Source organism: Schinkia azotoformans LMG 9581 (genome assembly GCF_000307855.1).
GTDB classification, from domain to species: Bacteria; Bacillota; Bacilli; order Bacillales; family Bacillaceae_J; genus Schinkia; species Schinkia azotoformans.
In genome coordinates, this window is sequence record NZ_AJLR01000039.1 from 15,840 (window position 1) to 41,532 (window position 25,693).

The window sequence follows — 25,693 nt, forward strand, 5'->3', positions numbered from 1 at the left end:
TTCGTATATTTATAGTAGGACGAGATTGATTTGACCTTATTTTACCATTCTATATTCAGCAAGTATAGAATTAAGAACTCAAGAATTCGCTGGGGGGCTATACGTGACACGTTCTAAACTAAAAACAATCCTACTCGCCATTTCAATTTCACTTGTGGCATTCGGATTGATTTTTTTCCCAAAAGAATCATTAGAAGCATCAAGGCGCGGCTTGGTGATGTGGTGGGAGGTCGTTTTTCCATCCTTACTACCATTTTTCATCGTCTCTGAACTATTAATTGGATATGGTGTAGTAAAGTTCATTGGAATCCTCCTCGAACCCCTTATGCGTCCTTTATTCAAAGTTCCAGGTGTAGGAGGAGTTGTTTGGGCGATGGGCATGGCGTCAGGCTTTCCAGCTGGTGCAAAGCTTTCCGCTCGGCTAAGACAAGAACAACAATTAACAGCGATCGAAGCGGAACGATTGGCCTCCTTTACAAACTCCTCTAATCCATTATTTATTTTTGGAGCTGTTTCAGTTGGTTTTTTTAATAATGCCAATGTCGGCATTTTATTAGCGGCTGCCCATTATTTGGGGAACTTTTGTGTTGGCCTTATGATGAGATTTCACGGGAGACATAATGTTGAAAGTGAAGTTCCATATAAAAAAGTTTATTTTTCTGTTAAGGAGGCTTTTCATTCGCTCCATGAAACGAGAATAAGTAATAGTAGACCGATCGGCAAAATGTTGGGAGATGCGGTTACTTCATCGATCCACACACTTTTAATGATTGGTGGATTTATTATTTTGTTTTCTGTATTTAATCGCTTGCTCTACATAGTGAATATCACCGAGGTTGTAGCTGTTTTTGTCGGCTTTATACTTTCGCTATTTCATATTTCAACCGAACTCGCTTTGCCGCTTATCTCAGGGCTGTTTGAAATAACACTGGGGAGTCAACTTACTAGTCAAACGGAAGAGGTCGATCTGTTCTTTAAAGTGATCATAACTAGCTTTATTCTCGCATTTAGTGGGTTTTCTGTTCAGGCACAGGTAGCAAGTATTTTAGCCGAAACAGATATTCGCTTTCAGCCGTTTTTTATCGCTAGAATTATGCAAGGCATCTTTTCATCAATTTTTGCATTTTTATTGTGGAAGCCGCTTTATGTCAATCTCTATACAATGAACGATAAACAAGAAGTGATTCCCGCTTTAGCCAATGATCAAGGTCTTTCCTGGCTTTATATGTATTGGGATTTTTTATTGCAATACGGTGCACTAATTACGCTCGCTTCTTTATGCTTGTACATTATTGTTTATACAAAAGCCAATTTTCACTAGATCAAAGGCTGACCAAGTTCTGGTCAGCCTCTATATTTTTCTCTTAATGCTGATTCCACTGCCTTAGGAACAAGACTTGAAATATTCCCGTGATATTTTGCAGCCTCTTTAACAATACTGGAACTTAAAAATGAGTATTGATTATTTGTCATCATAAAAAAGGTTTCAATTTCCTCACCCAATGTTCTGTTCATTGATGTTATTTGCATTTCATATTCAAAGTCCGATACCGCCCTTAATCCCCTTAAAATCGCGGTTGCACTTTTTCTCCGAGCATATTCAATTAACAATCCGTCAAATGATTCAACAACTACATTCGGAATTTCTTTTGTAACCTCTTTTATGAGTTCAATTCTTTCGTCAACAGAAAAAAGCGGATTTTTTGAAGAATTGTTCAATACACAAACATAAAGTGTTCCAAATACCTTTGCCCCTCGTTTAATGATATCTAAATGCCCATAAGTAATCGGATCAAAACTTCCTGGACAAACAGCAATACTTGCCATACACTCTCCCCTTCCCCTACTGAGTAAAGTTAGCTGATTGAATTTTCAGTAATTTATTTATAATTCAAAATAGAAACAGCTGTTGTACTTCCATAAACTTCCCTTCTTTGTAGGCGAAGACCGCCGATTGTATCCGGAAGCATCAGCTCGATACCATGCTCTGCAATAATCAGCCCACTTTCGGATAAAAGCTGCGCCTTATCAATATCGGCTATTATTGCTTCCAATTCCTTGAGCTTATAAGGTGGATCTAAAAATATATGCGAAAATTTGAATCCCCTTTTCATGATTGCCTTAAGGGCCCGGTTGGCATCATTGCAAAACACTTCCGCTTGATCTTCAAACCCGCAAAACTTAATATTTTGCTTAATAACATCTACTGCTTTTCGGTCTCGATCAACAAAGATCACTTTATCAAGTCCGCGGCTTAATCCCTCTAAACCAAGCCCGCCGCTGCCCCCGAATAAATCTAAGCCTTCTCCACCATCAAAATAAGGACCAATAATATTAAAAATTGATTCTTTAATCTTATCAGTTGTAGGTCTTGTATTTATTCCTGGGACTGCTTTAAGTGGTCGACCTTTACATTTTCCAGCAATAACTCTCATATCAATCACCTATATACCCTATGCATAATTCCAACTTCTACAATTTTACTTTTCCATCCTACCATAAATATACAACCATCAACAATAGTGAAGACAAAATAAGATGTATATAGAAAAAAGTTTTGGTCATAATGGATAGTAACAACATCATTTTCTGATGTTGTTGCCAACCGCGGAGAAGACTTACGTTTCCCCATAAGTTCTTCCTCCGGTTTCTCCTCTCCCTTTGCCTTCTTGAAATGGAAGTCAACATAGGCTTTCAGGAAAAATAGAAGGACCCTGCGAAAGCAGGGGTTTTTTTATTTTTTGCCTTATCGTAAATAAATTCCTTCATTTCGTTTAATAACTTCTGTCTTTAGAAATTCTTCAAGCCCGTTTTCCGATATATACAAATCCTCCCCTATTAACTCTAACGGATTCGGATTTGCTCCATCCTCCAATGAGAAGATCCACCGGTTTTCAGCCTTTATTATTTCGTATTTATTCTGATCTGTAATAAGATTTACTTCAAATCCTGTGTTTTCCAGCGTTTCTCGGAAAGGAAAAAGGAGATTATTGTTTTTTATCACAGCATTCCCTTTTAAACTCACTTCTTTATCCCCGTAAAAAACATTTCTCTTATCAATATAATATAACGGAACGAATGAATTAGTCTGACTTTCATTTTTTTCAAAAAATAATGTTTTTAAGCTGCATAATTCTGATAGCTGTTTATCAAGCTCAGCTAACGTTATTTCCGTCATATCCTGATTTTGCTTGAGAAGCCACGACGCAAAGGCATCTTTAATCTCTGGCCGAAGATTTCCAAGCAGCTCTTTAGACATTTCTATTTCTTTTCCTTCACCTGTCGGACGGTCAAGAATAAAGGAAGGCAGAACGTTCCAGACCCATTCGTAATCGTGAGATTTTGGCCTTTTATAATTTTGCAAATATGCCTGAATGGCTAGTTCCTCTAATTTTTTGGCGTTATAATCTTTTGGAATAACGACTAATAATGGTGCTGTATATACTTGTCTATGATTAGATTGCACGATAGTAAGTCCGTTATTAGACGGTAATTGTTTATGCCAATTATTATTAAAATCAATATCTTCATCAGTTGTATTTAATGAAAAAAAGGAAAGGTGAGGCTCGAACTTTTCAAGTTTATTTAATTGGACCTTTGACATATACAAAGGGAACAACGTTGTATCCTTTTTCGTCCATGCAAAATACGAAATATGTTCTTTATCAACACGTACCTCACTTAATGCACCTGAAAACCACCGATTTGATTTATTAACATCCTCTAATATGGTTACGGTGAAATTTTCTAAAAGCGGTGTTTCGTCATTTGAAAAAAGTTGAACAAAACCATTTTCTAGCCAATAGTCATTTTTAGCTTCATCAAATGGAACTGTATATTTAAATGTTATAAGTGATTCGCTCCCAACCTCGATACGATTATAATTTGATTCCTTCCTCGTTTCACAGTTCTCACCATTTGCAAATAGACATTCGAAATCTTTTGCTCCACTAGGAATTTTAATCAGGAAGCTGTCCTGACCTAGTTTTGAAACAGTTTGAGTGAACGAAAGTTGTCCATTTTTATGTACTATTTCAGCTTCAATCTCTAAATTTTCTATTTGCACTCTTTCAGTCGTTTTTTCAAGTTTGTCATACATTAGCCATTGATATCCTGTTAATCCCGCTATAATAATTATTAAGAATATCAAAATGATTATAATTTTCTTTACCATACATACCCCCGGACCGTAACTTGTAACCATATATTACGATACCAAAAATAAGAAGCGTTTAACATATGAAATTGAAAAAAAATTTTGACGTTTTTTCAATCAATTGGTAAAGTGAAACTTGATTTGTATTGAAAGGAGCATGAATTATGATACAGCGATTTATCGAACTCGGACAAGGATATTCTGACCTATATGAACTTCTAGAAATTGCCAGAACAAATAAACATAGAGTTGTTCATTTCATGGCATTTCATACGAAAATGAATGAAAAAGATGTTACTTCTTTGGCTGTTGTCTTAAATCCAACAACAACAGGGGATTTTCAGCCGATTTACATCTGTAGAGAAGGCGTCCCAAATCCTGAAAAAAAGCCAAATAAGCGCTTTGGTTTATTTAAGCAATTAGCCGAGGAACTGGGAAAAGAAATTATTTCATTTGAGGTTAAGCCTTCTACGATTTTTGCCGAGACAGATCTTTATTATCAGCATTTAGTAGGCATTCTTAGAATGAACCGTTTTATCCCGCCTATGCAGTAAAATAAAGGGGCTGACTCTTTGAGTCAGCCCCTTTATTTTTAAGTTAAATTCCAATTTTATAATCATACTCTTTTGCCTTATCCGGCTTAGAGTTTTCAAATTCAGTTTTCAAAAATGGTTTATATGAAAGATCCACTTTTTTTACAAACGACAAGGATTTAATCTTATCAACAGCATCTTCCACTAGCTCCATATCCATATAGATCACGATATATTTAAGTTTTTTTGAAACATAATGGATATTTCCAAAACGTTTTAATTGCTTAACTTGCTTTAAGGAATGAACCCAAACTATAATTCCCTGTCGATTACCAAAATTCATAATTAAATCTCCCTTATAAAAACAATCACATTGTCAGAATAGCACGAAAATCTATTCTTTTGCAAGAATAACGTATTTACCCACAGCTATGGCCTCCACTGCCACAACCACTACATCCTGACGACGATTCGAAAAATGGATCCCCTGTCGGTACTTTTATTTGCCGAGACACGGAATGACCGATTAAAACACTAATTTCATCCAAGAGGTTTTGCAATGCATTTTCGGCCTTTTTAAATTCATATACAGACTCTAATAGGTCCATATCTCTTTTTAATTCCCTCGTTTCTTTAATCACCTTTAAATAATCAGGGTGATATTTTCCAATTCGATGGACTTCTTCATATATTTCCTTTTGCTTTGTAAAGGCTTGGATTAAGTTCCTTGCCTTTTCGTCTTGTCTTAATTTATATAAACTCTGATAATAATGGTCCACCACATCAGATTTAAGAATCATTTCAGACAACTCATCTGTAATATTGAGTATGTTCATCCTTTCTTCTGTTGCTAACACCTTTTTTAACACCTCCCACATAATCATACCATGAAAGCTATATAGTTACATCAAATTCCTTCTGTATATTATAGGGGGTCCCATCATTATGGACGAGCTCCAGTTTGATTTGATGCTTTCCTGCTGGCAAGCCTTTTACAATAAAAGCGGCTGTATAAATATTATCGATTTTTTGATTATTTAAATAAAGTTGCATGTAACCGAATCCATTTTGATTAATTTTTTTATGGTCTTTTTTTGAAAATGTAAAATTGGAAATTACGCATTCCACATAAATATCCTTACCCTTTACTTGGTGCTTAACAGACATAGGGTTTATATTTGAAGCCATTGCCGGATTGACCATCATAAAGAAAATCAGAGAGGTGATGACAAGTATCATTTTTTTCACAGCATATCCCACCTTTAAATGTTTATTTCTTTGTCTTATTGTTGTCTTCCATGGCAAAAATTAATCTTAAACGGACAAATAAAAAAAGGGCCGATGGCCCAATTTATGTTTTAATTATTATCGCCCATCACATTCATCATACCAAGGAGCATGTTGGCAAATTGGATACCTTCATTTAGCCGATCCATTCTTTGCGGGAAAGTTCTGCCATAAAAAATTTTTGCTTCCTGTTCAATTTCAAATACCTTTTCAGGGCTTCTCGACAACTTACGATACCATCCTGGATTTTCACGGACAAACATGAGCATATCAGGTCTACCTTGCAAATAAGATTGGATTTCGCGGCGCATTTTTCAAACAACTCCAAACGGATTTAATCCTTATTATATTGAAAAGGCTGACGAGGGTTTCTTGGACCGTTCATTCGTGGATTATTATTTGTGTTGTTTTGTTTAAAACCTTGGAATTGTTCAATGATTTGTTGGACGTTCGCAATGGCCCCACTTACATTACTAATATGCTTTTGCATTTCATTCATATCGATATTTTTAACAATTGACAAAATCTGGCTCATGAAGTCAGAATCCTTTTTTGGGTTGTCCTTTTTAGTTGCTATTTCGCTTACATTTTCAAAACCAGATCTATACTTTTCCCACATGGAATCCTCTTCTCCAAACATATACCAATCTTCAAAAAGTTCCTGCCAGCTTTTCTCTTTTGAACGGACTTCTTTCACTATTCCAGGATGACGTTCTACAAACTTTTTAAATTCAGCAACCTTCGGATGTAGCTTCCCCATAATATTCACCTCAATGGTATCAGATACGCCTTAGCATAAATTACATATTTGGCCTACTATAGGTTACTAACATCTGCGCTCAAATGTCCGCCCATTTTACCATGCCTTTATAAAATTTTGAGTATAATACTTCTCATACACCCCAACCCCTAAGTGGGTAAATTCTTTATTTAAAAGGGTTGTACGATGCCCTTCACTATTCAGCCATCCCTCTACAGCTGAGATGGCATCAACATAACGTGCAGCTATATTTTCACCTGCCACCCTAAAATCAACACCTCCGTTAACTAAGCGGTCGGATAAATCTCCCTGAGTTGGTGAACTATGTGAAAAATACTCCTCTTCAAACATTTCCCTTGAGTGGCTATAGGCAACAACAGCCGTTGATTCATCCCAATTTACATGACTTAACCCATTACGTTCTCTTACTACATTCGTCATATCTAATATTTGCAAAGCCTTCCCCTTTTCAATTTCATACCACATTTTAGAGTCAATTTCCTTCGCAGAAATTAAATTACCTCGATATACAAGCTCGTACGGCCTAATTTTAACCAACGTTTCTGCATCAAGAAACCTTATACTAGAAACCGTTCTACTAAATTTATCAATATAGACTTGGGCCCATATATTTTTATATTGGATGAGCGGTACAGTTTCCACCTCTTCGTTCGTTAATTCGAATTGGTATAAATTTTTATCAACTTCCAATGCAATTTTATCTGAAAGATTAACTATCGTTTCCAGGGTATTACGGGTTTGACCAATTTGAAAGGGGGCAATCTCATTGTTTTCGCCCATCACATACACGGTGACTACTTTGTCATTTTCTATTCCTATTTGGCAATAGTTGGCGAGAGATTCATTATAGATCCACCAATCATAATCATATTCTGACGCATCTATTCTTCGTGGTTGTCCTAGTAATTCAATTACATCTTCCCTGTCTTTTCCAATTAACTCGTACAGCTTCCTTGTTTCCTTCGGAAAAGGTAACTCTATTTCTTTCTCTCCCATGCCTAGATTCATCGGTTTAGTAGAGGTTGTCTGTACTGTTTCACTAGGTAATCTTACGAAGATAATAGCTAATACGAGCACCGAAGTTAATAGTATAAAAAAAGAAAGGATGTTTTTTCTCATAAAATGCCCCCCTGCTTGTCCTTACTTTCTATACCATTATATAGGCGGGATTTAATTTTATTCCTTAGAAAAACAAGATATTTGTCCACAATGGCAAATATCAATGTACCTAAAGGCCCTCTTTTCTTATACTATAATCCTTAAAAATTAAACTTATAGTATAAAAAAATAGAGGTGCCTTCCTAAGAAGGCACCTCCGCTTAAGTATATTACATCTGTGGCGGTTCGGATATTTCACTTAGAGCATATCCTGCTTTTTGGTCAGAATCATTTTCAACAGCGAGATCACCCAGTGACACAATTCCTACTAACTGGCCATTTTCGACAACAGGAAGACGACGGATTTGTTTTTCCGCCATGATTTGTGCTGCTTCATGAACGGACGAAGTAGGGGAGACTGTTATTAATTCTTGGCTCATAAGGTTGGTTACGGCATTGGAGCCTGAACGTTTTTCCGCAATTCCCCTGACTACTAAATCCCGATCCGTAATCATCCCTAATAAATTTCCATTTTCTACAATCGGGATAGCTCCTACATTTAAATCCTTCATTTTTGTCGCTACTTCAAAAGCATTATCCACTGGTGTACAGTACTCAACATTAGTTGACATTACATCACGAACACTTTTCATAAGGGATTCCTCCAAATACTATTTTTTAATAAACATTTGTGTCCAATAGTGCTGGTATGACCCACCCTTAGCATAACCAACCCCAATGTGGGTCATTCTTGAATCTAAAATATTTTGTCGATGTCCTGGGCTATTCATCCAAGAGTTTACAACTTCTTGTGGTGAGGTTTGACCCGCTGCAATATTTTCTGCTGCAGCTGTATATCGAATACCAAAGTTTTTCATCATCGTGAATGGTGATCCGTAAGTTGGCGACGTATGGCTAAAATAATTCTTATCCCTCATATCAACGGATTTATAACGTGCCACTCTTGATAGTTCCCAGTCGGTAGCTAAAGCTGGGAGCCCATATTTAGCTCTTTGTTGGTTTGTTAATTGAATAACCTGTGTTTCAATGCTTTTTTCTCCATTCATGGTTGGGATATTCAATTTTTGTTTTGGATAAATCAATGCCGGATTTTTAATTTGTGGGTTTGCCTGGATCAATTCACTTAAACCAATTTGATACCTTACAGCAATTTTCCACATCGTATCACCCGGTTGAACGGTATAAGTTTGCGTTTGTGCATTCCCTATTGCGGCCCCTGCTCCGAGCATTAATAAAAATAAAACGGATACAATAAACTTTTTCAGGCAAAAAACTCCTTTCATGAAATTGTTATTTTGACTTTTATATTGTGACCAAAATATTAAAAATTTCTCATACAAAATTTTTTCAAAAGGAACTTTTTTCGAGTCTTTATTGCATCTTAAACGCTTTTCTTCTATTATAGATTTAGAGTGTTTTGAAATTTAGGAGGGATACATAGTGAGATTTGAAGGAACGGGGCTAGATGACAAAGTATATGATATTTCACTGCTTCGCAAAGTACTAGGTGAATATCAATTATTATCTAGAGAACAATGGGATTATGAGCGTATTTCATTTGACCGCAAATTTGAACAATTAGATACGAAAGAAGTATTTTATTTACGTGTTCAAGGCTATGCAGTAGAAGGTAATGTTGATTCTAATCATGCTAAAATTAAACTTTTAACACCAATCCTTGGTAAACATTATTACCCACATGGTGTTGAATATGGTGATGATGAAGTAATACCAAATAATGTAGTAGAAAAATCAAAATCAATTCTCGAAGTTGTAAGCAAACAATTAGCAGAAGCTGTAAAATAAGAAAAGCGGAAGCGCCCGATTAGTGAAGTCCACTAGTCGCTAGGTGCTGGGGCTAGACATAAACGACAGCAAAAAGACGCATGAGGGAAAGCCCCATGCGTCTTTGTTATTTTTCTTCTTTCATACGAATTGAATCGATCATTACATTTACACCGCTGACCTCGATACCGGTCATTATTTTAATTTCATCAATAATTCTTTTTTGAAGTTCAATGCATAAATCGCAAATATTTTCTTCCAGATAGACAGAGACTTTGATGTCAATTAATAGTTCCTCTTCGTTTTGATTAATGCTGATTCCTCGTTGGTTCCCCTTTTTATTTACAACCCGGATAAAATCATCTTTAAAATCGGAAACAGTACTGGCTATTCCCTCCATTTCGTCTATAACGATGGATGAAATAATCGCAAAAACGTCCTCTGAAATATTTAAAGTTCCCCTTTCCAGCATTTTCTTAATCATTTTCATTCCTCCATTAATTGATTCAATGTAACTCCCATTTTAAAAATGGCGCTTCCTTCGCTATACGGCGCATCCCAAGCTTCTCAAGAATTCTGATTGATGCCATGTTTGTTTGCTCGCATTCTGCCGTTATTTTCATCGCATTTCCGCTTTTAAATAACCAATCTGCAACAGCCTGAACAGCTTCATAACCAAATCCTTGATTACGATAAGAAGCAATGATTTCGTACCCAAGATCGATCGTTTTAGCATCATTTGGAAAACATTTAAGCCTTATGGAACCAATTAATTTTCTTTCGTAGGCATCAATGATCAACCAGATTTGCAGATTATCCGTCCGAGGCGCCTTTTCAAGCATTTCGATATAATATGGTAAAATACTTTTCAACTGGATGGACGGCCAATCTGAGGGTATGAAAATGGGCGATCGTTCCTCCAATTCCTTACGGTTCAAAATGATTGATTTTGCCAAATCCAACGGACACTTCATCAAAAGCAGCCGGTCTGTAAAAATTTGAGCCAAAATCAACATCTCCTTTGTCCCAGTCTTCTTTTATTTTAATGGTTGTGGAGAAGGATAGATAGCCGTTTGTTGCTGTTCTTTTCGTTTTTCTTCGCGAACCCATTGATAGAATACAGCCCCAAGGGTATATCCATAAGAAATCTCTTGCATAATTTTCATAATAACCCCACCAAGCTGTTGATCGTCGTATGGTGACAGCCAGGAAAACATTTGTACACTGTTTATATCAATATTTGCAAGCATACTTGCTGGAACACATAATTCCAATGCCTTTGCCCAAGCAGCGGGATTGGTGTAGGTTTCGTATATTGGTACGCCTGAAAAGATTATTAACGCACATGCTGGAGTTAACAGCATTCCATCGGCAAAAATATAGGCTAACTTTTGCAGGCCACTTAATTTTCGATACTCAGGTAGTGGACATACTAATGGCCACCACATAATGATAGCTGTAATAAAAATGAAAATAGTTACACTTGCGTGAAGGATTGTATTTGTTTTAATACCATCAAAAATAACCGGATAATGATAAATGGAAAATACACCGTTAAATAAAAGAACGGCAAATAATGGTTTGGTTAAAAATAAAAACGGACGGCTAACCGCCTTAATGGACAATAACTTACGATAGTACCCGCTCGGAATAGAGAGCAAAAATAACGGCGGTAGGATTAAATATAGGACAGACATTTGGATCATGTGAATACTAAAATTCAAATGTCCAAGTAAATCAACAGGGCTTCCTTTAACAATATATAGCGAGACAAGTGAAGTTATGAACAATATTCTTTGTTTCTTTGTAGGATTTTTAATAAACATAAAGTACAGTACTGCAATAGCAACTAAACAAAGGAAAAACCAAGGACTCCACAAGGCTCTAAATCCAAACATAGACAGATTCTCAAGCACAATATTCACCTCATTATACTTCAAAAGGGACCCTACTAAAGCTTGGGTCCCATTTTTTAAATTTTTACCACCAAACAACTGTCATCAAAGCTAGGATACTAACAGCTGCTACTAGAACACCTGAGAAAATAAACAGAATAGGTGCCGCGTGACCTTTATGTTTCATATGCATAAAGTAAAACAACTGAAAAATTACTTGAATAACCGCTAAAACAAAAATGAACGGTGCAACAAACCACATACTAACTGTATCCGTAAAAACAACGGCTGCGAAGGCAAGAATCGTTAATAAAATTGTTAAAGCAAAGACAATAAATTGTTGATTCATTTCCTCCTTATTGGCAGCCTTTCGAAGTTCCCATTTTGTATCAGTAGTTGAATTTGAATTCATATCCATTTAGCTTAGCCCACCTTTCCCATTAAATAAACGACTGAAAAGATGAATACCCAAACAACGTCAATAAAGTGCCAGTATAAACTAGCTACATAAAACTTTGGTGCAGTGTAAAGACTAAGAGGACGTCTTGCATTACGAACCAAAAGAGTGATAATCCAGCAAAGACCAAATGCAACGTGAGCTCCATGGAATCCTGTTAGTGTATAGAAAGCTGAAGCAAAAGCATTTGTTGTATAGGTTAAGCCCTCATGAACGTAATGGTTAAATTCATAAATTTCTAATCCAAGGAAACAAGCACCAAGGATAACTGTAACCCACATCCAAGTTAACATGCCTTTGTAATTATTATTTTTCATTTGATACATAGCGTATACACTTGTTAAACTACTAAATAATAAAAACATTGTTGCCAAAAACACTAGTGGCACTGAGAAAAGCTCTTGTGATGTCGGCCCGTTCATTGTTGAATTGCGAAGTGCTAAGAATGTACCGAACAATGATGCAAACATGACTGTTTCTCCACCAAGAAACAACCAAAAACCAATAAATTTATTTCTTCCTTCCATCGTCGCCTTTTCCGGCTCTGCTGGGAAGTTTTCTTTAGTTAAAACTTGTTCCGCTGCCATTACGCATTTAAACCTCCTTCACGTTCAAGGTCTTCTTTATGGATATGGTAACCGTGATCATCTTTAACAGATCGAGTAAACATAGCCCCAAACATAATTACCAATCCAATGATCCCAACGGCTAAGGCTAGCTTATTAGTTCCAAGATCATGGTACATAAAGCCAAATCCTGCGATAAACAAACCTACAGAAATGATAAACGGATTAATTGATCCATTTGGCATATGAATATCACCAAGCGGCTCGGCCGGAATTAGTTCCTTATTTCCGTTCATTTTCTCATAGAAAACCGGGTCTAAGCTGCGTACAAGCGGCAATTGTTTAAAGTTATACTCTGGTGGTGGAGAAGCAATCGCCCACTCAAGTGAACGTCCATCACCCCATGGATCGTTAGGAAGCTTTTCTTTATTAAAGAATGACATAACCATATTTATAACGAGTATTAAAACACCGACGCCCATTAAAATAGCACCGACAGAACTTACAAAGTTTGCAGTATCCCAGCCTTGGTTTGGCAAGTACGTGAATACGCGGCGTGGCATACCCCAAAGTCCTAAGAAATGCTGGATAAAGAATGTTAAATGGAAACCAATATAAAATACCCAGAATGTAATTTTACCTAATGTTTCATTTAGCATTTTACCGAACATTTTTGGCCACCAGAAATGGATACCGGCAAATAAACCTAATACGATACCACCAACAATAATGTAGTGGAAGTGTGCAACAACGAAATAAGTATCATGGTAAATGTAATCTTGTGCTGCTGACGCAAGCATAACACCTGTTACCCCACCCATTACGAATGTTGGAACAAACCATACCCCATACAACATTGGTACCGTATAACGAATATTACCGCCCCACATCGTAAAGAGCCAGTTAAACACTTTAATACCAGTAGGTACACCGATTGTCATTGTTGCTACCGCAAAGATTGAGTTAGCTACAGCACCCATACCTGTTGTAAACATGTGGTGCGCCCATACCATGAACCCGAGGAATCCAATTAATACTGTAGCGAATACCATTGATGTATATCCGAATATTCTTTTTCTTGAGAATGTAGAGATAACATCTGAGAAAATTCCAAACGCTGGTAATACTAAGATGTAAACCTCTGGATGTCCAAAGATCCAGAATAAATGCTCCCAAAGAATCGTGTTTCCACCAAGGGCAATATCAAAGAATTTAGCACCAAATAAACGGTCAAACATCATTAAGAAAATCCCTACTGTTAACGGTGGGAACGCAAATAAAATTAATGAAGATGAAACGAAAATCGTCCATGTGAACATCGGCATACGCATAAACGTCATACCAGCTGTACGCATTGTAATAATAGTTGCTAAAAAGTTAATGGCAGAGATTAATGTACCAAAACCAGAAATCTGTAGTCCGATTAAGTAAAAGTCTACACCATGGGTTGGGTCAGCCATCGCAAGTGATGCATAATTTGTCCAACCTGCAGCTGGCATTCCACCTAAAAACCAACCAAAGTTAAAAAATAAAGCTCCGAAAAAATATAACCAAAAACCAAGTGAATTCAAAAATGGAAACGCCACATCACGGGCCCCAATTTGAATTGGTACAACCGCATTCGCCAATGCAAAGATAATTGGCATGGCAACAAAGAATAACATTGTTGTTCCATGAGCTGTAAGTGCTTCATTAAATGAATTCCCTACTAAAAAATTCATCTCTGGATACATTAATTGAATACGCATTAATAATGCTTCAATTCCGCCAATGACAAAATGTAATAAACCTGCAAAAAGATACAAGTGGGCAATTTTCTTATGGTCTACTGTTGTTAAGTAATCCCAGATAACTGCACCGACACCCCTTTTTTGTGCCAACGTACTCACCATCTAAACCTCCCTAACCCTATTTAGCTTCTTTTGAAAGCGTAAGCAAGTATTGCGTTACTGCTTCAATTTCATCTGGGTTTAATTTATAAGTGTTGCTCATTTTATTTCCTGGTTTCATCGCTTCAGGATCTGCAATCCAAGCGTGAACATTTTCAGGAGTCAATTCTTTAATACCAGCAACCCGCTCACGATCTGCAAAGTTTGATAAATTAGGTGCAAGTCTTGCTGGCGCAGGTCGAGGATCATTTGAATCTACCGCATGACAGCCAATACAGCTCTTCGCAAAAACTTCTTGACCAGCTTTAGCAGTAGCATCCACAGGAACTTCCGTTGGCTTCTGCATATCAGCTAACCATTTATTGTAATCCTCTTTAGATAATACCTTGACTTTGAAGTCCATTAACGCATGTGAAGGACCACAAAGTTCTGTACATTTACCGTAATAAACACCTTCATTGTAAGCATGAATCCACATCTCGTTTTCATTGTCTGTATTTACATCAATCTTACCTGCTAATGCTGGTACCCAGAATGAATGCTTAACATCGCCAGCTATTAATGATAAGTAAACTCTTTCACCAGCTGGGATTACTAAATCTTGAGAAGTAATAATCTTTTCATCTGGATATTCAAATTCCCACCAATAAAGCTTACCAGTTACATTAACATGGATTGCATCCTCTGGAATGTCAATTTGCTTAGGATCCAATTTGAATGTAGCTGATACTGTCGGTACAGCAATAATTAGTAAGATAATAATAGGAATAACAGTCCAAGTAATCTCGAGTTTGTGACTACCTTCTACTTGTTTTGGAATCATATTTTCTTTCTGTTTTGTTCTACGAAACTTTGTTGCAACATAAATAAAAATTAAAACTACTACAAGAGTAACAATTGTCATGAGCACAGTTGTTAACATCATTAAGTCATACAACATCTCACCATTTTCCCCTTGTGGTGTGAGAGCCGATAAATATGGTTTCCCACTACAGCCGGCCAACACTAGCAAAAGCATCGAAACAACCACAAACAAACGGCCTTTCCTTCCTACATGATTCATTACATCCTAACCCCTCTTTCTTTAAATAAATCTATTTATTTTAAATACCTCTCAACAGTATTAACAAATTGATAGGTATTTTATAACACGCTTATAATAGAAAGCTTGTCATCCTATTGTATGTATTTTCTTTGTCGTATTTTGTAGACTTTTGAGACTTATAATATTAAGTAAATATAAATATATAAAAAATATGTCGAAAAACTGCTAGTGAGATCATTCTCACTAGCATCCTATTAGATTGTTACAATGACCATTAATACAAAAATGATTGTTAAATAATTCAGTGAATAAATAAACATCCATTTCGCCCATTTTAAATCGTCTTTTATGAAATACCCATAAACCCCGACCACTAGCCAGCCTACACTTAGTAGCAATGAAACAATTAAAAACACTGGTCCTAATGATGTTAAGAAAAATGGCAATGGAATTAAGCAAGCAACAAAAGCAATAATATGCTTTTTAGTCTCAGCAAACCCGCGCACTACAGGCAGCATTGGTACTCCTGCTTTTCGGTATTCTTCACATTTTTTCATTGCTAACGCGTAAAAATGCGGCGGCTGCCAAATAAACATAATAAGAAATAATATCCACGCTTCTATTGACAGATTGGGATCAATCGCTGCCCATCCAATTAATGGAGGGGCGGCACCAGAAATACTCCCTACAATTGTATTTATAGGATGGCGGCGCTTCGTCCAAAGAGTATATAGTACAACATACGTAAATAAGCCAATAAAGCCATATATTGCCGCTGGAATGGACGCCATTAATAATAACAGTAAACCAATTAATGAAAAAGAAAGGCCAAGTATTAGAACCTTCGTTCTGCCAATTGTTCCTGTCACGGTTGGTCTAGTTTTTGTTCGTTCCATTACATGATCAATATCACTATCAATATAATTGTTTAAAACACATCCACCAGCAATTACTAATGCGTTTCCAAACATTCCAAGTAAGACTTTGTCTATTGATTCAATAAAAGTTTGGTTAGTGAAATAAAGTGCAAGCCAAATCCCAGTAAAGGCTGTGATTAAATTGGAATTTACAATTCCAATCTTAACAAGTGATAGAAAGTCATTCCATAATGAAGTCGTTTGAATATCACTCTCTCTATGAGCAGCAGCTTCAAACATAGGATTCCGAGCGCTATTTATAATTCTAGAGTTGTCCATCGACTATTTCCTCCTTTACCGTTGTCTAAAGCTACGTCGACCAAAAATAGCCTACTTTGACATTCATAAAAAATATTATTACTGTGATAAATATCATAGAATTTGAATCTCCAACTTTATTAAACCACAAATCATGAAGAATTTGTTAAATAATAATGAAATTATTTTTACATTTATACTAGAATTTTCTAATTACACCTCCAATGATACATTATTAACAAAATTATCACTTATATCATAGTACCACGTTATCTCTTTTAGTAAACTACTATTATCGTATTTTTTATTATAGTTAAGTTTGAAAGTTAAAAAACAATATTAATATAGTAGTAACGGTGTTATTTGTTAAAAAATATATGTTCATACACCCATTTTTATAATCGTGTTCACATTTTTGACAAAAACAACTCCTGTTTCCATCCTGCTATGTGTGATATATTTAACGTAAAGTAGGGATGGAATAATTATTTTTTTGTAATATTTTTTATAAAGAAGGTGAAGTGGACTTGAATAGAGGTTTAAAAATTTTATCTGTTGCTTCAAGTATTGTCATGCTTTTGGTACTAATTGGCGGAGCCCTTGTTACTAAGACTGGATCAGGGATGGGCTGTGGTCGTTCGTGGCCGCTTTGTCATGGTCAATTTTTACCTAGCGAAATTAATGGTGAGTTACTTATTGAGCTTTCGCATAGGCTTGTATCGGGATTATCGGTCATTCTTGTAACATGGCTTGCAATCTGGTCCTGGAAAAAGATAGGACATGTAAGAGAAACTAAATTTCTAGCATTTCTATCTGTATTTTTCTTAATCGTTCAAGCTTTGCTTGGAGCTGGAGCTGTTATTTGGGGACAAGACCCTGTTATTATGGCCCTGCATTTTGGTGTTTCTTTAGTTTCAGTTGCATCTGTCTTTTTATTAACTTTGCTCATTTTTGAAGTGGATAAAAAATTTGACGCAGAGTCTTTGATTATCGATAAAAGTTTACGCTCGCAAATTTATGCAATCAGTATTTATTGTTATATTGTTGTATACACAGGTGCCCTTGTTCGCCATAAAAAAGCTCATTTAGCATGTTTAGATTTTCCATTCTGCGATAATAGCGCGATATTTTCTTTACCATCGAATGAGTTTGAATGGGTACAAATGGGACACCGCTTTGCAGCTTTACTTTTCTTCACATGGATTATCATACTGTCGGTTCATATTATTAAACATTATCGCTCGAAACGAGTATTGTTCTGGAGTGCGGTTTCCGCTATCGTCTTAATAATCCTGCAGCCTTTATCCGGGGCATTCATCATTTACACTAGAGTAAATCTATTTGTTACTTTAGCACATGCTACTTTCATAACAGTTTTATTCTGTGTCCTTAGCTATCTTGTCCTTCTTTCATCAAGAAGCAAGAAAAACGAAATTAATAATAACAAAAAGATTGCCTAGAGATAGGCAATCTTTTTTTCTTCATTATTCTGTTTTTCTGAACCTTTTAATCTAGAATACATCGCAATATTGTTCAAGATACCCATCGAAATCATTAATATGACAAGGGACGAACCACCGTAACTTACAAAGGGTAGCGGGACACCTGTGATCGGAAGTAACCCTGTAAGAGCACCTAAGTTAACAATGGACTGAATACCAATCATACCTGAAATTCCAATTGCTATTAAACTACCGAACGGGTCATTCGCCTTCATCGCTACGGTAAAACCCTTCCAAATCATCAACAGTAACATGAATAAAACAAAACCAACACCAAAGATGCCGAGTTCTTCCGAAATAACCGCCATAATAAAGTCAGTATGTGGCTCGGGAAGATAACCAAATTTTTGGATGCTCTTGCCTAAACCTTCCCCTGTAACACCGCCTGCTGCTATAGCGATATACGAATTAATGAGTTGATAACCGTTTGAATCAGCTATTTCTTCATGAAAAGGATTATATGCGGCTTCAATTCGTCCCAACTGCTCGTCCGATAAAAATGGATATAAAAGCATTACTCCTACTACAGCTACAAGTATCAATCGACTAAGATGCTTAGGGCGAATACCCGAACAAAATATAATCATTCCTGAAGTCGCTAATATAAGCAGACCTGTTCCAAGGTCCGGCTGCTTGTATACTAGTAAAAATATTATAATAATAAATGTTAACGGTGGACCAAAAGCCGGAACGAACCTTTCAATATACGATTGTTTATTTGAAAAAACCCCAGCTAAATAAATAATAACACCTAGTTTTATAAACTCTGCCGGTTGAATGCCCAGAAACCCTCTTGTCGCATTATTAGTTGTCGTCCCAAAAAGCAAAACACCTAAAAGTATTATTGGTGCACCGAAAAAAATTAACTTTAATAACCTTTTATACGCTTTGTATGGAAAAACCAATGCAATTATGTACACAAATATCCCAAGGAAAAGCCATTTTAATTGTTTCATGAAAAACAAATCTGGTGTTCCTTCATATTTATCGGATACAGCCACAACCATACTTGAGCTGTAGATCATTATAAGGCCGAATAAACTCAAAATAATGGGCGCCAATACAAGTGTATAGTCATAGGATCTTAACATTTTTTTTACCATACTCTTTTGTCTCTCCAACCTAAAAGAAAAGGGACTGTCTTATCCTTTTAAGACAGCCCAATTACTTATTTTTTAAAGAAGCTTCATGAAGGGCTGACAATTCCCTTTCCAGCGACTCAAGCAATGCTTTCCCATTTATATCTTCCACTAACCCAAGCCGAACAGCAAAATCTATTTCCCGTGATAAACCGAACATTTGGGTATCTAAAACTTCCTCATATAAAGGACATTGGGGCATTGTTAAATTGTCCATTTGCACTTTAATAAGCTTTAATATTTTATCAGCATCAGCCTTAAGAAGGGCATATGCCTTTTCTTTATGATCTAAGGCAACCTCTCTAGACATGTAATCCCTCCAATAAAAACAAGTCCATTCCTATTTTTCAATCTTATCGTTTTATAGGCAAAAATGCAAGGAATATCAATGGACACCGCATAATAATTATGCCGTACTATAGAGGGGTTCATACTTGTCTAGCTCCAGCGACTAGCGACTAGCGACTAGTAAACTTCACCCACCTCTTTTGCGTAGTCAACATCGATTCGTAACCTCATCGTGTTTCCTATATCTCAGTCGATGCGCTCCATTTTATACGTCGCTGAACAGACGCTTACGCTTTTCCTATAACAAGTCTGCTGCTAATTGCGCCAACGATGATCGTTCCCCTTTCAAAAAACGAACATGTCCGCTAATCTTTTCTTGTTTAAACTTTTCGACAACATAGGTTAAGCCATTGTTGTATTCATCAAGGTATGGATGGTCAATTTGTTCAGGGTCACCCATTAAGACAATTTTACTTTTTTCCCCTACCCTTGTTAAGATTGTTTTCACTTCATGCTTAGAAAGGTTTTGCGCCTCGTCAATGATCATAAATTGTTCAGGGATACTTCTGCCCCTTATATATGTGAGCGCTTCAACCTGGATGGAACCCATTCCAGCTAAGATCGCATCTAACTCTCCAGGTTTTTTTGTATTAAATAAATACTCTAAGTTATCATAAATTGGCTGCATCCATGGCCTTAATTTTTCCTCTTTTTCACCTGGCAAGTAGCCAATATCCTTCCCCACAGGTACTATGGGTCTCGCTACTAATACTTTCTTGTAAATTCCGAGATCCTCCGTTTGGTAGAGACCTGCAGCCAGTGCTAATAAAGTTTTTCCCGTACCTGCTTTACCAATTAACGTAACAAGTGGGATATCGGGCTTTAGCAGCATTTCAAAGCCCATAATTTGTTGGACATTTCGTGCTTTAATTCCCCAGACGTGATCTTTATCGTACAAGCATTTTTTGACGTTTTTTACTTTTTCATCGATAATCCCAACAGCGGATTGAGATGTTCCGAGTATATCCTTCATAATGATGAATTGGTTTGGAAAATAACTAAAACCCGGAAGCTTTGAAATATCTAAAATTGATTTCTCATAAAACTCATTTAACAACTCCTTACTTATAAATACAATCTGAAATCCAGAATATATATTGTCATCATATTCGACAACACGGTCACTTAAAAAGTCTTCCGCAAGTAAGCCGACTGCATCAGCCTTTACCCTTACTAATACATCCTTACTTACAAGAATAACTCTCCTTCCATCTTCCTTTTTTTGCTCTTCAAGATCGAGATTAAGGGCGACAGCTAAAATGCGATTGTCATTCGTTTTTTCATCGAATATCTCTTGCAGCTTAATAAAGGAACGATGATTTAATTCTATCCTAAAAGTCCCACCATTTTCGAGCGGTATTCCCTGATGAATTCTGCCTTGCGTCCGGAGGCGGTCAATCAGTTTTGAAACTTGCCTTGCGTTTCTCCCAACTTCATCCATATTTCTTTTTTTAGAGTCAACCTCTTCTAAAACTACTGCTGGTATTACTACTTCGTTGTCATCAAATGAAAAGATTGAATACGGATCTTGAAGTAATACGTTTGTATCTAGGACATAAATTTTCTTCAACACTTCTCCCCCTGACCTCTATTTTTGACTATCTTAAAAGGAGATTTTATTTGGACGGCTTTTGTTTTAAATATATGAATGGACGAATAATCTTAGACGAATATATGAACAATAAATCAATAAACATTATTTTTTAAAATTATATGGAAAGGTTGGAGAAGTGGTGCGAAAATTATTGTTAACAACCATTTCATTTTTATTTGTTGCAGCAGGCTGCGCTGGAAACAATGATGAAAAAACAGCCCTTAACAATGGACAAAATAATTTCATAACAGTTAATCAACCAAACAATAATGTAAAAGGGCAACTTACAGGGGAACAAATTGCAGAACATCTCGTTGATTTAGCAACAAGAAATCCCGATGTTAAGGATGCTACGGCAGTTGTTGCCGGAAATTACGCTGTAGTTGGAATCGATGTCGACAAGGACTTGGAAAGATCGCGTGTTGGATCAGTTAAATATTCAGTTGCTGAAACGTTAAAGGATGACCCTTATGGAGCCAAGGCTGTTGTAGTGGCTGATGCAGACACGGTAGAACGACTTCGAGAAATGCGGAAGGATATACAAAACGGCAAACCTGTCTCAGGTGTAATGAATGAACTGGCAGCTATCGTCGGTCGTCTCATGCCCCAAATTCCTTATGATATTAATACAGATGAAGGACCTAATGAAGGAAACAACAAGCAATTGAAAAAAGGGGAAAAAAAGCAACTGGATCAGATCCAGAAAGAACAATCGAAAGCTAAATAAATGAAAAAAGCTTAGCGGGGAACGCCCCTGACTAAGCTTTTTTCATTGCATCCATTACTTGTCGATCCAACTTTTCCGCAGCATTTTGATCATAGGTTTTCTCATAGGAAATATCCGCAGAAATTTTTGAACCATAAAACATAACATCACGTACTGCTTCAACATCAATAGCAATTAGTCCAAGTTTAAGTGGAGTATCTTCAAGTTTTTCGGCTTTAATATGTGCTTTTCCACTTATTGAATATGTAGTTCCATTTGCGATCGTGGTTAACACGACGTTAGGGTTATGTTTAATATTTTGAACGATTCTTGAGCGATTATCTACAGCAAAGTATAGTGTGTTATGATCGGGAGCGTATACCCATGAAATCGCATTTACGTTTGGACCATTTGTTTCGAAATCAACAGTAGCAATGGTTGCATATCTTTCCTTCTGTAAAAAAGGCATAAGCTCCTCTGTCAACTGCTGTTCAACTTGATTAGCCATTTAAAAAACCTCCTCATAATACTTTCTTAATACTTTCTTAATTTACTATACCTTTTTTAGAACTAATTAAAACCTATACTTAAATTTATTTGCAATTTAACTTATAATGAAATTCGAGGTGAATGAAATGAGGGTTAAATGTGTCCTTTGCGATAAAATAAATGTAATAGATGATGAATCTCAAATTGCAAAAAGATTAAGAAACCGACCGATCCATACATATATGTGTGAAGAGTGCAGCTCAAGAATTGGGACAAAAACCGAAGAAAGAAAGGAAACGGGGAAATTTAGACTATACAAACACAGTGACTACGGAGAAAAGTTTTGAAATAAAAAAGCTAGCTGACACAATTAAGTGCGCTAGCTTTTTTTTATTCTTCAATAATTGGATACTTATCTGGTTCCCTTTCGATTGCATTTAACATGAAATCGATTAAATCCTTTGGAAACCGCATTGACTTTTCTTCACCATTTAATAGGTAATAAACAAAATATAGATCTTCATTATACTCAAGGCGTACTACTTCTTCGATTTTGTGGTCCTCTTTTAATACTAATTCAAAATGTTCAAGAGTCTCTTTGGCTGCTTTATCATTTGGTCTAGCATCACTCACTACTTTAATGCTCAACCAATTGTAAAAAGCATCTTGTAAACTTTTCACAGCGAATACCCCTTATTCTGTTTTTTCATTTTGTCGTTCTTTCCGTTGCTGATACATTCGGAATCTATAGATGCCAAGTACTACAGCAGTGATAACTAAACCTTCCGCAACGGGCAAGCGTACACCTAATAAAGTGAGAGGTGAACAGCCGATAAATAATAAAATATAGACAATGATTGTTTTAACGATTGAAAGCTTTCGGGCAAAACCAAGATTAAATACAATAATCGTTAATATTACAATGATGATATAAAGAAGAAGCATTCCTCTCTCGATATTATTGTGTACTCCTACAAGTTCGGCAAAGGCTGATAGCATCGAAGGGTCAATCTTCGTTACTTCCTCCATTTTAGCCACTCCTCTCACCTGGTAATACTGATTTTTCTATTTATTCAACTACAGCATATTTATTTTTCTTAGCTGCTTTTTCACGTTCGTTTGTATTTAAAAGTTTCTTACGAAGCCTGATCGATTGTGGTGTTACCTCACAATATTCATCATCATTTAAATACTCCAAGGATTGTTCCAATGACATTGTTCTAGCTTTTTTAATAGTTACAGTTGTATCTTTAGTTGCTGAACGAACATTGGTAGCATGCTTGACCTTAACAATATTTACTGACAAATCATTTTCGCGGGTATGTTCCCCTACAATCATGCCTTCGTATACTTCTGTTCCCGGCTCTATGAAAATAACGCCGCGATCTTCTAATGCCTGAATACTGTACGCAGTTGCTTTTCCTGCTTCAATGGAAACGAGTACACCTTGGCGACGGCCACCAACTTGTCCGTGAATAACAGGTTTATAGCTATCAAACGAATGGTTGATAATTCCAAAACCACGGGTTAATGTCATAAAATCAGTTGTATAACCGATTAAACCGCGTGATGGAATTAAAAATTCCATTCGCACTTGACCATTCCCATTATTAACCATGTCTAACATTTCGCCTTTTCTAGAACCTAATGACTCAATTATAGCACCGGTGTGCTCTTCTGGAACATCAATTTGGACACGTTCTACCGGTTCACATTTAACACCATCGATTTCACGAATAATAACCTCAGGTTTTGACACTTGCAATTCGTAGCCCTCACGGCGCATATTTTCAATTAATATCGATAAATGGAGTTCACCACGTCCTGAGACTATCCAAGCATCAGGTGACTCTGTGTTGTCAACACGTAAGCTTACATCAGTCTGCAATTGCTGACGAAGGCGTTCCTCAAGCTTTCTGCTTGTAATCCATTTCCCTTCCCGTCCGGCGAATGGACTGTTGTTTACTAAGAATGTCATTTGCAAAGTCGGTTCATCAATTCTTAACACAGGTAAAGCCTCTTGGTGTTCTACTGGGCACACTGTCTCGCCAACATTGATTTCTTCCATTCCAGAAACCGCCACAAGATCCCCAGGATAGGCTTCTTGAATTTCAACACGCTTCAAACCAATAAAACCAAATATCTTCGTAACGCGGAACTGCTTCACCGAACCGTCAAGTTTCATTAGTGCTACTTGTTGGCCAACCTTCATCGTTCCTCGGAAAACACGTCCAATTCCGATACGTCCGACATAATCATTGTAATCTAACAGTGCTACCTGGAATTGAAGCGGTTCTTCACGGTTATCAATCGGAGCCGGGATATGCTCTATTACAGCTTCAAATAGGACTGTCATATCCTCGTCCTGTGTATGATGATTCAAACTTGCTGTACCATTGATTCCTGAAGCATAAATGACGGGGAATTCTAATTGCTCCTCATCTGCACCCAACTCAATAAATAAGTCCAAAACTTCATCTACAACCTCTTCAGGCCTTGCAAAGTCACGGTCAATTTTATTAACAACGACAATTGGAGTTAATTTTTGTTCTAGCGCTTTTTTCAAAACAAATCGTGTTTGTGGCATGCATCCCTCATAAGCATCAACTACAAGTAATACGCCATCCACCATTTTCATGATCCGTTCAACTTCACCGCCAAAGTCGGCGTGTCCCGGAGTATCCATAATATTAATACGGGTGCCTTTGTAATTAATGGCAGTATTTTTCGCTAAAATGGTAATCCCACGTTCTCTTTCAATATCACCAGAATCCATCGCTCTTTCGTCAACATGTTCGTTTGAACGAAATGTTCCAGATTGCTGTAATAGCTTGTCTACTAGTGTTGTTTTTCCGTGGTCTACGTGTGCAATGATCGCAATGTTTCTTATATCCTGTCTTAAATTCAAACTTGTCATCTCCTATATATTCTTCACTATTTGTGTTATAGTTTAGGTTGTATTCGTTATTTTTATCACAACTTAAAGATTATAACACCAATTATCATAAAATGTAAAAAAGTTTCTTTTAGGAGTTGACAAAAAATGAAAAATATTAACTTTTTATTTTTAGGACTAGCCATCGCTACCGTTATTGCCCTAATGCTCATAGGTGTTGCTATTGCTGATCGCAGTTTACTTGGCATCATCCTTTCGATTACAGCCACAGTATTAATAACGGGGTTAGGTTTTTCGCTAAAGAAAAAAATGAGAAAAGCGCTCTAACAGC

34 protein-coding genes are annotated in these 25,693 nt (G+C 36.6%); 7 read left to right on the forward strand and 27 right to left on the reverse strand.

The features are described from left to right. Positions 1–103: 103 nt before the first annotated feature. Positions 104–1,321, forward strand: a complete 1,218-nt coding sequence (gene ylbJ, locus BAZO_RS03835) for a sporulation integral membrane protein YlbJ (protein ID WP_003329967.1) — start codon at positions 104–106, stop codon at positions 1,319–1,321. Between the two features lie 23 nt (positions 1,322–1,344). Here the strand turns inward: ylbJ and coaD are convergent, their stop codons facing one another. From coaD to BAZO_RS03855, 4 genes are all read right to left on the reverse strand, one after another. Beyond that, complete coding sequence (gene coaD, locus BAZO_RS03840) at positions 1,345–1,827, reverse strand: pantetheine-phosphate adenylyltransferase (RefSeq protein WP_003329968.1); 483 nt, start codon at positions 1,825–1,827, stop codon at positions 1,345–1,347. 53 nt (positions 1,828–1,880) lie between these two features. Next, a complete protein-coding gene (gene rsmD, locus BAZO_RS03845; protein WP_003329970.1) occupies positions 1,881–2,435 on the reverse strand; it encodes a 16S rRNA (guanine(966)-N(2))-methyltransferase RsmD in 555 nt (184 codons plus the stop codon). A 5-nt stretch (positions 2,436–2,440) separates the two neighbouring features. After that, positions 2,441–2,632 (reverse strand): hypothetical protein, encoded by a 192-nt coding sequence (locus BAZO_RS03850; RefSeq protein ID WP_003329971.1) that lies wholly within the window; start codon positions 2,630–2,632, stop codon positions 2,441–2,443. A 114-nt stretch (positions 2,633–2,746) separates the two neighbouring features. Continuing rightward, a complete protein-coding gene (locus BAZO_RS03855; protein WP_003329972.1) occupies positions 2,747–4,174 on the reverse strand; it encodes a hypothetical protein in 1,428 nt (475 codons plus the stop codon). A gap of 146 nt (positions 4,175–4,320) precedes the next feature. On the opposite strand from BAZO_RS03855, the gene BAZO_RS03860 reads away from it, so the two are divergent. After that, positions 4,321–4,710 carry a DUF7147 family protein gene (locus tag BAZO_RS03860; protein ID WP_003329973.1) on the forward strand — a complete coding sequence of 130 codons (390 nt, stop codon included), beginning with the start codon at positions 4,321–4,323 and terminating at the stop codon, positions 4,708–4,710. A gap of 43 nt (positions 4,711–4,753) precedes the next feature. Here BAZO_RS03860 and BAZO_RS03865 read toward each other — a convergent pair whose 3' ends face one another. From BAZO_RS03865 to safA, 8 genes are all read right to left on the reverse strand, one after another. Beyond that, positions 4,754–5,032, reverse strand: coding sequence for a YlbG family protein (locus tag BAZO_RS03865; protein WP_035195605.1), 279 nt, complete (start codon positions 5,030–5,032; stop codon positions 4,754–4,756). A 76-nt stretch (positions 5,033–5,108) separates the two neighbouring features. Further along, positions 5,109–5,546, reverse strand: coding sequence for a YlbF/YmcA family competence regulator (locus BAZO_RS03870; protein ID WP_003329975.1), 438 nt, complete (start codon positions 5,544–5,546; stop codon positions 5,109–5,111). 37 nt (positions 5,547–5,583) lie between these two features. Further along, positions 5,584–5,928 (reverse strand): methylenetetrahydromethanopterin dehydrogenase, encoded by a 345-nt coding sequence (locus BAZO_RS03875; RefSeq protein WP_039956993.1) that lies wholly within the window; start codon positions 5,926–5,928, stop codon positions 5,584–5,586. A gap of 119 nt (positions 5,929–6,047) precedes the next feature. Then, complete coding sequence (locus BAZO_RS03880; protein WP_003329977.1) at positions 6,048–6,287, reverse strand: YlbE-like family protein; 240 nt, start codon at positions 6,285–6,287, stop codon at positions 6,048–6,050. Positions 6,288–6,310: 23 nt separating this feature from the next. Beyond that, positions 6,311–6,736 carry a YlbD family protein gene (gene ylbD, locus BAZO_RS03885; protein ID WP_003329978.1) on the reverse strand — a complete coding sequence of 142 codons (426 nt, stop codon included), beginning with the start codon at positions 6,734–6,736 and terminating at the stop codon, positions 6,311–6,313. 96 nt (positions 6,737–6,832) lie between these two features. Beyond that, on the reverse strand, positions 6,833–7,876 hold the full coding sequence (locus tag BAZO_RS03890) for a CAP domain-containing protein (protein ID WP_003329979.1): 1,044 nt from the start codon (positions 7,874–7,876) through the stop codon (positions 6,833–6,835). Between the two features lie 209 nt (positions 7,877–8,085). Then, positions 8,086–8,508 carry a CBS domain-containing protein gene (locus BAZO_RS03895; RefSeq protein ID WP_003329981.1) on the reverse strand — a complete coding sequence of 141 codons (423 nt, stop codon included), beginning with the start codon at positions 8,506–8,508 and terminating at the stop codon, positions 8,086–8,088. A gap of 18 nt (positions 8,509–8,526) precedes the next feature. Further along, entirely contained in the window at positions 8,527–9,159 is a 633-nt protein-coding gene (gene safA / locus BAZO_RS03900) for a SafA/ExsA family spore coat assembly protein (RefSeq protein ID WP_003329982.1), read from the reverse strand. 157 nt (positions 9,160–9,316) lie between these two features. On the opposite strand from safA, the gene BAZO_RS03905 reads away from it, so the two are divergent. Beyond that, a complete protein-coding gene (locus BAZO_RS03905; RefSeq protein ID WP_003329983.1) occupies positions 9,317–9,682 on the forward strand; it encodes a YugN family protein in 366 nt (121 codons plus the stop codon). 106 nt (positions 9,683–9,788) lie between these two features. Here BAZO_RS03905 and BAZO_RS03910 read toward each other — a convergent pair whose 3' ends face one another. The 8 genes from BAZO_RS03910 to cyoE form a co-directional block, all read right to left on the reverse strand. Then, on the reverse strand, positions 9,789–10,145 hold the full coding sequence (locus tag BAZO_RS03910) for an Asp23/Gls24 family envelope stress response protein (protein ID WP_003329984.1): 357 nt from the start codon (positions 10,143–10,145) through the stop codon (positions 9,789–9,791). 22 nt (positions 10,146–10,167) lie between these two features. Continuing rightward, positions 10,168–10,668 (reverse strand): GNAT family N-acetyltransferase, encoded by a 501-nt coding sequence (locus BAZO_RS03915; RefSeq protein WP_003329985.1) that lies wholly within the window; start codon positions 10,666–10,668, stop codon positions 10,168–10,170. Positions 10,669–10,698: 30 nt separating this feature from the next. Next, a complete protein-coding gene (gene ctaG / locus BAZO_RS03920; protein ID WP_039956994.1) occupies positions 10,699–11,577 on the reverse strand; it encodes a cytochrome c oxidase assembly factor CtaG in 879 nt (292 codons plus the stop codon). Between the two features lie 64 nt (positions 11,578–11,641). Further along, positions 11,642–11,974, reverse strand: a complete 333-nt coding sequence (gene ctaF, locus BAZO_RS03925) for a cytochrome c oxidase subunit IVB (protein WP_003329987.1) — start codon at positions 11,972–11,974, stop codon at positions 11,642–11,644. 5 nt (positions 11,975–11,979) lie between these two features. Next, positions 11,980–12,600, reverse strand: a complete 621-nt coding sequence (locus BAZO_RS03930) for a cytochrome (ubi)quinol oxidase subunit III (protein ID WP_003329988.1) — start codon at positions 12,598–12,600, stop codon at positions 11,980–11,982. Continuing rightward, positions 12,600–14,468, reverse strand: coding sequence for a cytochrome c oxidase subunit I (locus BAZO_RS03935; RefSeq protein WP_003329990.1), 1,869 nt, complete (start codon positions 14,466–14,468; stop codon positions 12,600–12,602). The genes BAZO_RS03930 and BAZO_RS03935 overlap by 1 nt, the downstream gene beginning before the upstream one ends. A 19-nt stretch (positions 14,469–14,487) precedes the next feature. Then, complete coding sequence (gene coxB / locus BAZO_RS03940; RefSeq protein ID WP_003329991.1) at positions 14,488–15,531, reverse strand: cytochrome c oxidase subunit II; 1,044 nt, start codon at positions 15,529–15,531, stop codon at positions 14,488–14,490. A 236-nt stretch (positions 15,532–15,767) separates the two neighbouring features. Further along, the gene (gene cyoE, locus BAZO_RS03945; RefSeq protein ID WP_003329992.1) at positions 15,768–16,709 is read right to left on the reverse strand and encodes a heme o synthase; all 942 of its coding nucleotides are present in this window, start codon (positions 16,707–16,709) and stop codon (positions 15,768–15,770) included. Positions 16,710–17,215: 506 nt separating this feature from the next. Here cyoE and BAZO_RS03950 point away from each other — a divergent pair. Next, positions 17,216–18,148 carry a COX15/CtaA family protein gene (locus tag BAZO_RS03950; protein ID WP_003329993.1) on the forward strand — a complete coding sequence of 311 codons (933 nt, stop codon included), beginning with the start codon at positions 17,216–17,218 and terminating at the stop codon, positions 18,146–18,148. Here the strand turns inward: BAZO_RS03950 and BAZO_RS03955 are convergent. From BAZO_RS03955 to BAZO_RS03965, 3 genes are all read right to left on the reverse strand, one after another. Beyond that, positions 18,145–19,293 (reverse strand): FtsW/RodA/SpoVE family cell cycle protein, encoded by a 1,149-nt coding sequence (locus BAZO_RS03955; protein ID WP_003329994.1) that lies wholly within the window; start codon positions 19,291–19,293, stop codon positions 18,145–18,147. The two genes, BAZO_RS03950 and BAZO_RS03955, sit on opposite strands and share 4 nt — an antisense overlap. A gap of 61 nt (positions 19,294–19,354) precedes the next feature. Further along, the gene (locus tag BAZO_RS03960; RefSeq protein WP_003329995.1) at positions 19,355–19,639 is read right to left on the reverse strand and encodes an Fpa/YlaN family protein; all 285 of its coding nucleotides are present in this window, start codon (positions 19,637–19,639) and stop codon (positions 19,355–19,357) included. Positions 19,640–19,915: 276 nt separating this feature from the next. After that, positions 19,916–21,247, reverse strand: coding sequence for a PhoH family protein (locus tag BAZO_RS03965; protein ID WP_003329996.1), 1,332 nt, complete (start codon positions 21,245–21,247; stop codon positions 19,916–19,918). 163 nt (positions 21,248–21,410) lie between these two features. Between BAZO_RS03965 and BAZO_RS03970 the strand changes: the two genes are divergently transcribed. Next, positions 21,411–21,998, forward strand: a complete 588-nt coding sequence (locus BAZO_RS03970) for a YhcN/YlaJ family sporulation lipoprotein (protein WP_039956991.1) — start codon at positions 21,411–21,413, stop codon at positions 21,996–21,998. Between the two features lie 31 nt (positions 21,999–22,029). On the opposite strand, the gene BAZO_RS03975 is transcribed toward BAZO_RS03970, so the two are convergent. Continuing rightward, positions 22,030–22,485, reverse strand: coding sequence for a pyridoxamine 5'-phosphate oxidase family protein (locus tag BAZO_RS03975; protein ID WP_003329999.1), 456 nt, complete (start codon positions 22,483–22,485; stop codon positions 22,030–22,032). A 127-nt stretch (positions 22,486–22,612) separates the two neighbouring features. Between BAZO_RS03975 and BAZO_RS03980 the strand changes: the two genes are divergently transcribed. Further along, positions 22,613–22,813, forward strand: a complete 201-nt coding sequence (locus tag BAZO_RS03980) for a YlaI family protein (protein ID WP_003330000.1) — start codon at positions 22,613–22,615, stop codon at positions 22,811–22,813. Between the two features lie 43 nt (positions 22,814–22,856). Here the strand turns inward: BAZO_RS03980 and BAZO_RS03985 are convergent, their stop codons facing one another. The 3 genes from BAZO_RS03985 to typA are packed head-to-tail and all read right to left on the reverse strand — an operon-like array spanning position 22,857 to position 25,374. Next, on the reverse strand, positions 22,857–23,147 hold the full coding sequence (locus BAZO_RS03985) for a hypothetical protein (RefSeq protein ID WP_003330001.1): 291 nt from the start codon (positions 23,145–23,147) through the stop codon (positions 22,857–22,859). 12 nt (positions 23,148–23,159) lie between these two features. After that, positions 23,160–23,495, reverse strand: coding sequence for a YlaH-like family protein (locus BAZO_RS03990; protein WP_003330002.1), 336 nt, complete (start codon positions 23,493–23,495; stop codon positions 23,160–23,162). A gap of 40 nt (positions 23,496–23,535) precedes the next feature. Beyond that, the gene (typA, locus tag BAZO_RS03995; protein ID WP_003330003.1) at positions 23,536–25,374 is read right to left on the reverse strand and encodes a translational GTPase TypA; all 1,839 of its coding nucleotides are present in this window, start codon (positions 25,372–25,374) and stop codon (positions 23,536–23,538) included. 135 nt (positions 25,375–25,509) lie between these two features. On the opposite strand from typA, the gene BAZO_RS04000 reads away from it, so the two are divergent. After that, positions 25,510–25,689 carry a DUF5325 family protein gene (locus BAZO_RS04000; RefSeq protein ID WP_003330004.1) on the forward strand — a complete coding sequence of 60 codons (180 nt, stop codon included), beginning with the start codon at positions 25,510–25,512 and terminating at the stop codon, positions 25,687–25,689. Positions 25,690–25,693: the final 4 nt, after the last annotated feature.

Coding starts and splice junctions, on each gene's coding strand:
- coaD (WP_003329968.1), bottom strand. CDS start 1,827: ATGGCAAGTATTGCTGTTTGTCCAGGAAGTTTTGATCCGATTACTTAT.
- rsmD (WP_003329970.1), bottom strand. CDS start 2,435: ATGAGAGTTATTGCTGGAAAATGTAAAGGTCGACCACTTAAAGCAGTC.
- BAZO_RS03850 (WP_003329971.1), bottom strand. CDS start 2,632: ATGGGGAAACGTAAGTCTTCTCCGCGGTTGGCAACAACATCAGAAAAT.
- BAZO_RS03855 (WP_003329972.1), bottom strand. CDS start 4,174: ATGGTAAAGAAAATTATAATCATTTTGATATTCTTAATAATTATTATA.
- BAZO_RS03860 (WP_003329973.1), top strand. CDS start 4,321: ATGATACAGCGATTTATCGAACTCGGACAAGGATATTCTGACCTATAT.
- BAZO_RS03865 (WP_035195605.1), bottom strand. CDS start 5,032: ATGAATTTTGGTAATCGACAGGGAATTATAGTTTGGGTTCATTCCTTA.
- BAZO_RS03875 (WP_039956993.1), bottom strand. CDS start 5,928: ATGATACTTGTCATCACCTCTCTGATTTTCTTTATGATGGTCAATCCG.
- BAZO_RS03880 (WP_003329977.1), bottom strand. CDS start 6,287: ATGCGCCGCGAAATCCAATCTTATTTGCAAGGTAGACCTGATATGCTC.
- ylbD (WP_003329978.1), bottom strand. CDS start 6,736: ATGGGGAAGCTACATCCGAAGGTTGCTGAATTTAAAAAGTTTGTAGAA.
- BAZO_RS03890 (WP_003329979.1), bottom strand. CDS start 7,876: ATGAGAAAAAACATCCTTTCTTTTTTTATACTATTAACTTCGGTGCTC.
- BAZO_RS03895 (WP_003329981.1), bottom strand. CDS start 8,508: ATGAAAAGTGTTCGTGATGTAATGTCAACTAATGTTGAGTACTGTACA.
- safA (WP_003329982.1), bottom strand. CDS start 9,159: ATGAAAGGAGTTTTTTGCCTGAAAAAGTTTATTGTATCCGTTTTATTT.
- BAZO_RS03910 (WP_003329984.1), bottom strand. CDS start 10,145: ATGATTAAGAAAATGCTGGAAAGGGGAACTTTAAATATTTCAGAGGAC.
- ctaF (WP_003329987.1), bottom strand. CDS start 11,974: ATGGATATGAATTCAAATTCAACTACTGATACAAAATGGGAACTTCGA.
- BAZO_RS03930 (WP_003329988.1), bottom strand. CDS start 12,600: ATGGCAGCGGAACAAGTTTTAACTAAAGAAAACTTCCCAGCAGAGCCG.
- coxB (WP_003329991.1), bottom strand. CDS start 15,531: ATGAATCATGTAGGAAGGAAAGGCCGTTTGTTTGTGGTTGTTTCGATG.
- cyoE (WP_003329992.1), bottom strand. CDS start 16,709: ATGGACAACTCTAGAATTATAAATAGCGCTCGGAATCCTATGTTTGAA.
- BAZO_RS03955 (WP_003329994.1), bottom strand. CDS start 19,293: ATGGTAAAAAAAATGTTAAGATCCTATGACTATACACTTGTATTGGCG.
- BAZO_RS03960 (WP_003329995.1), bottom strand. CDS start 19,639: ATGTCTAGAGAGGTTGCCTTAGATCATAAAGAAAAGGCATATGCCCTT.
- BAZO_RS03975 (WP_003329999.1), bottom strand. CDS start 22,485: ATGGCTAATCAAGTTGAACAGCAGTTGACAGAGGAGCTTATGCCTTTT.
- BAZO_RS03980 (WP_003330000.1), top strand. CDS start 22,613: ATGAGGGTTAAATGTGTCCTTTGCGATAAAATAAATGTAATAGATGAT.
- BAZO_RS03990 (WP_003330002.1), bottom strand. CDS start 23,495: ATGGAGGAAGTAACGAAGATTGACCCTTCGATGCTATCAGCCTTTGCC.
- BAZO_RS04000 (WP_003330004.1), top strand. CDS start 25,510: ATGAAAAATATTAACTTTTTATTTTTAGGACTAGCCATCGCTACCGTT.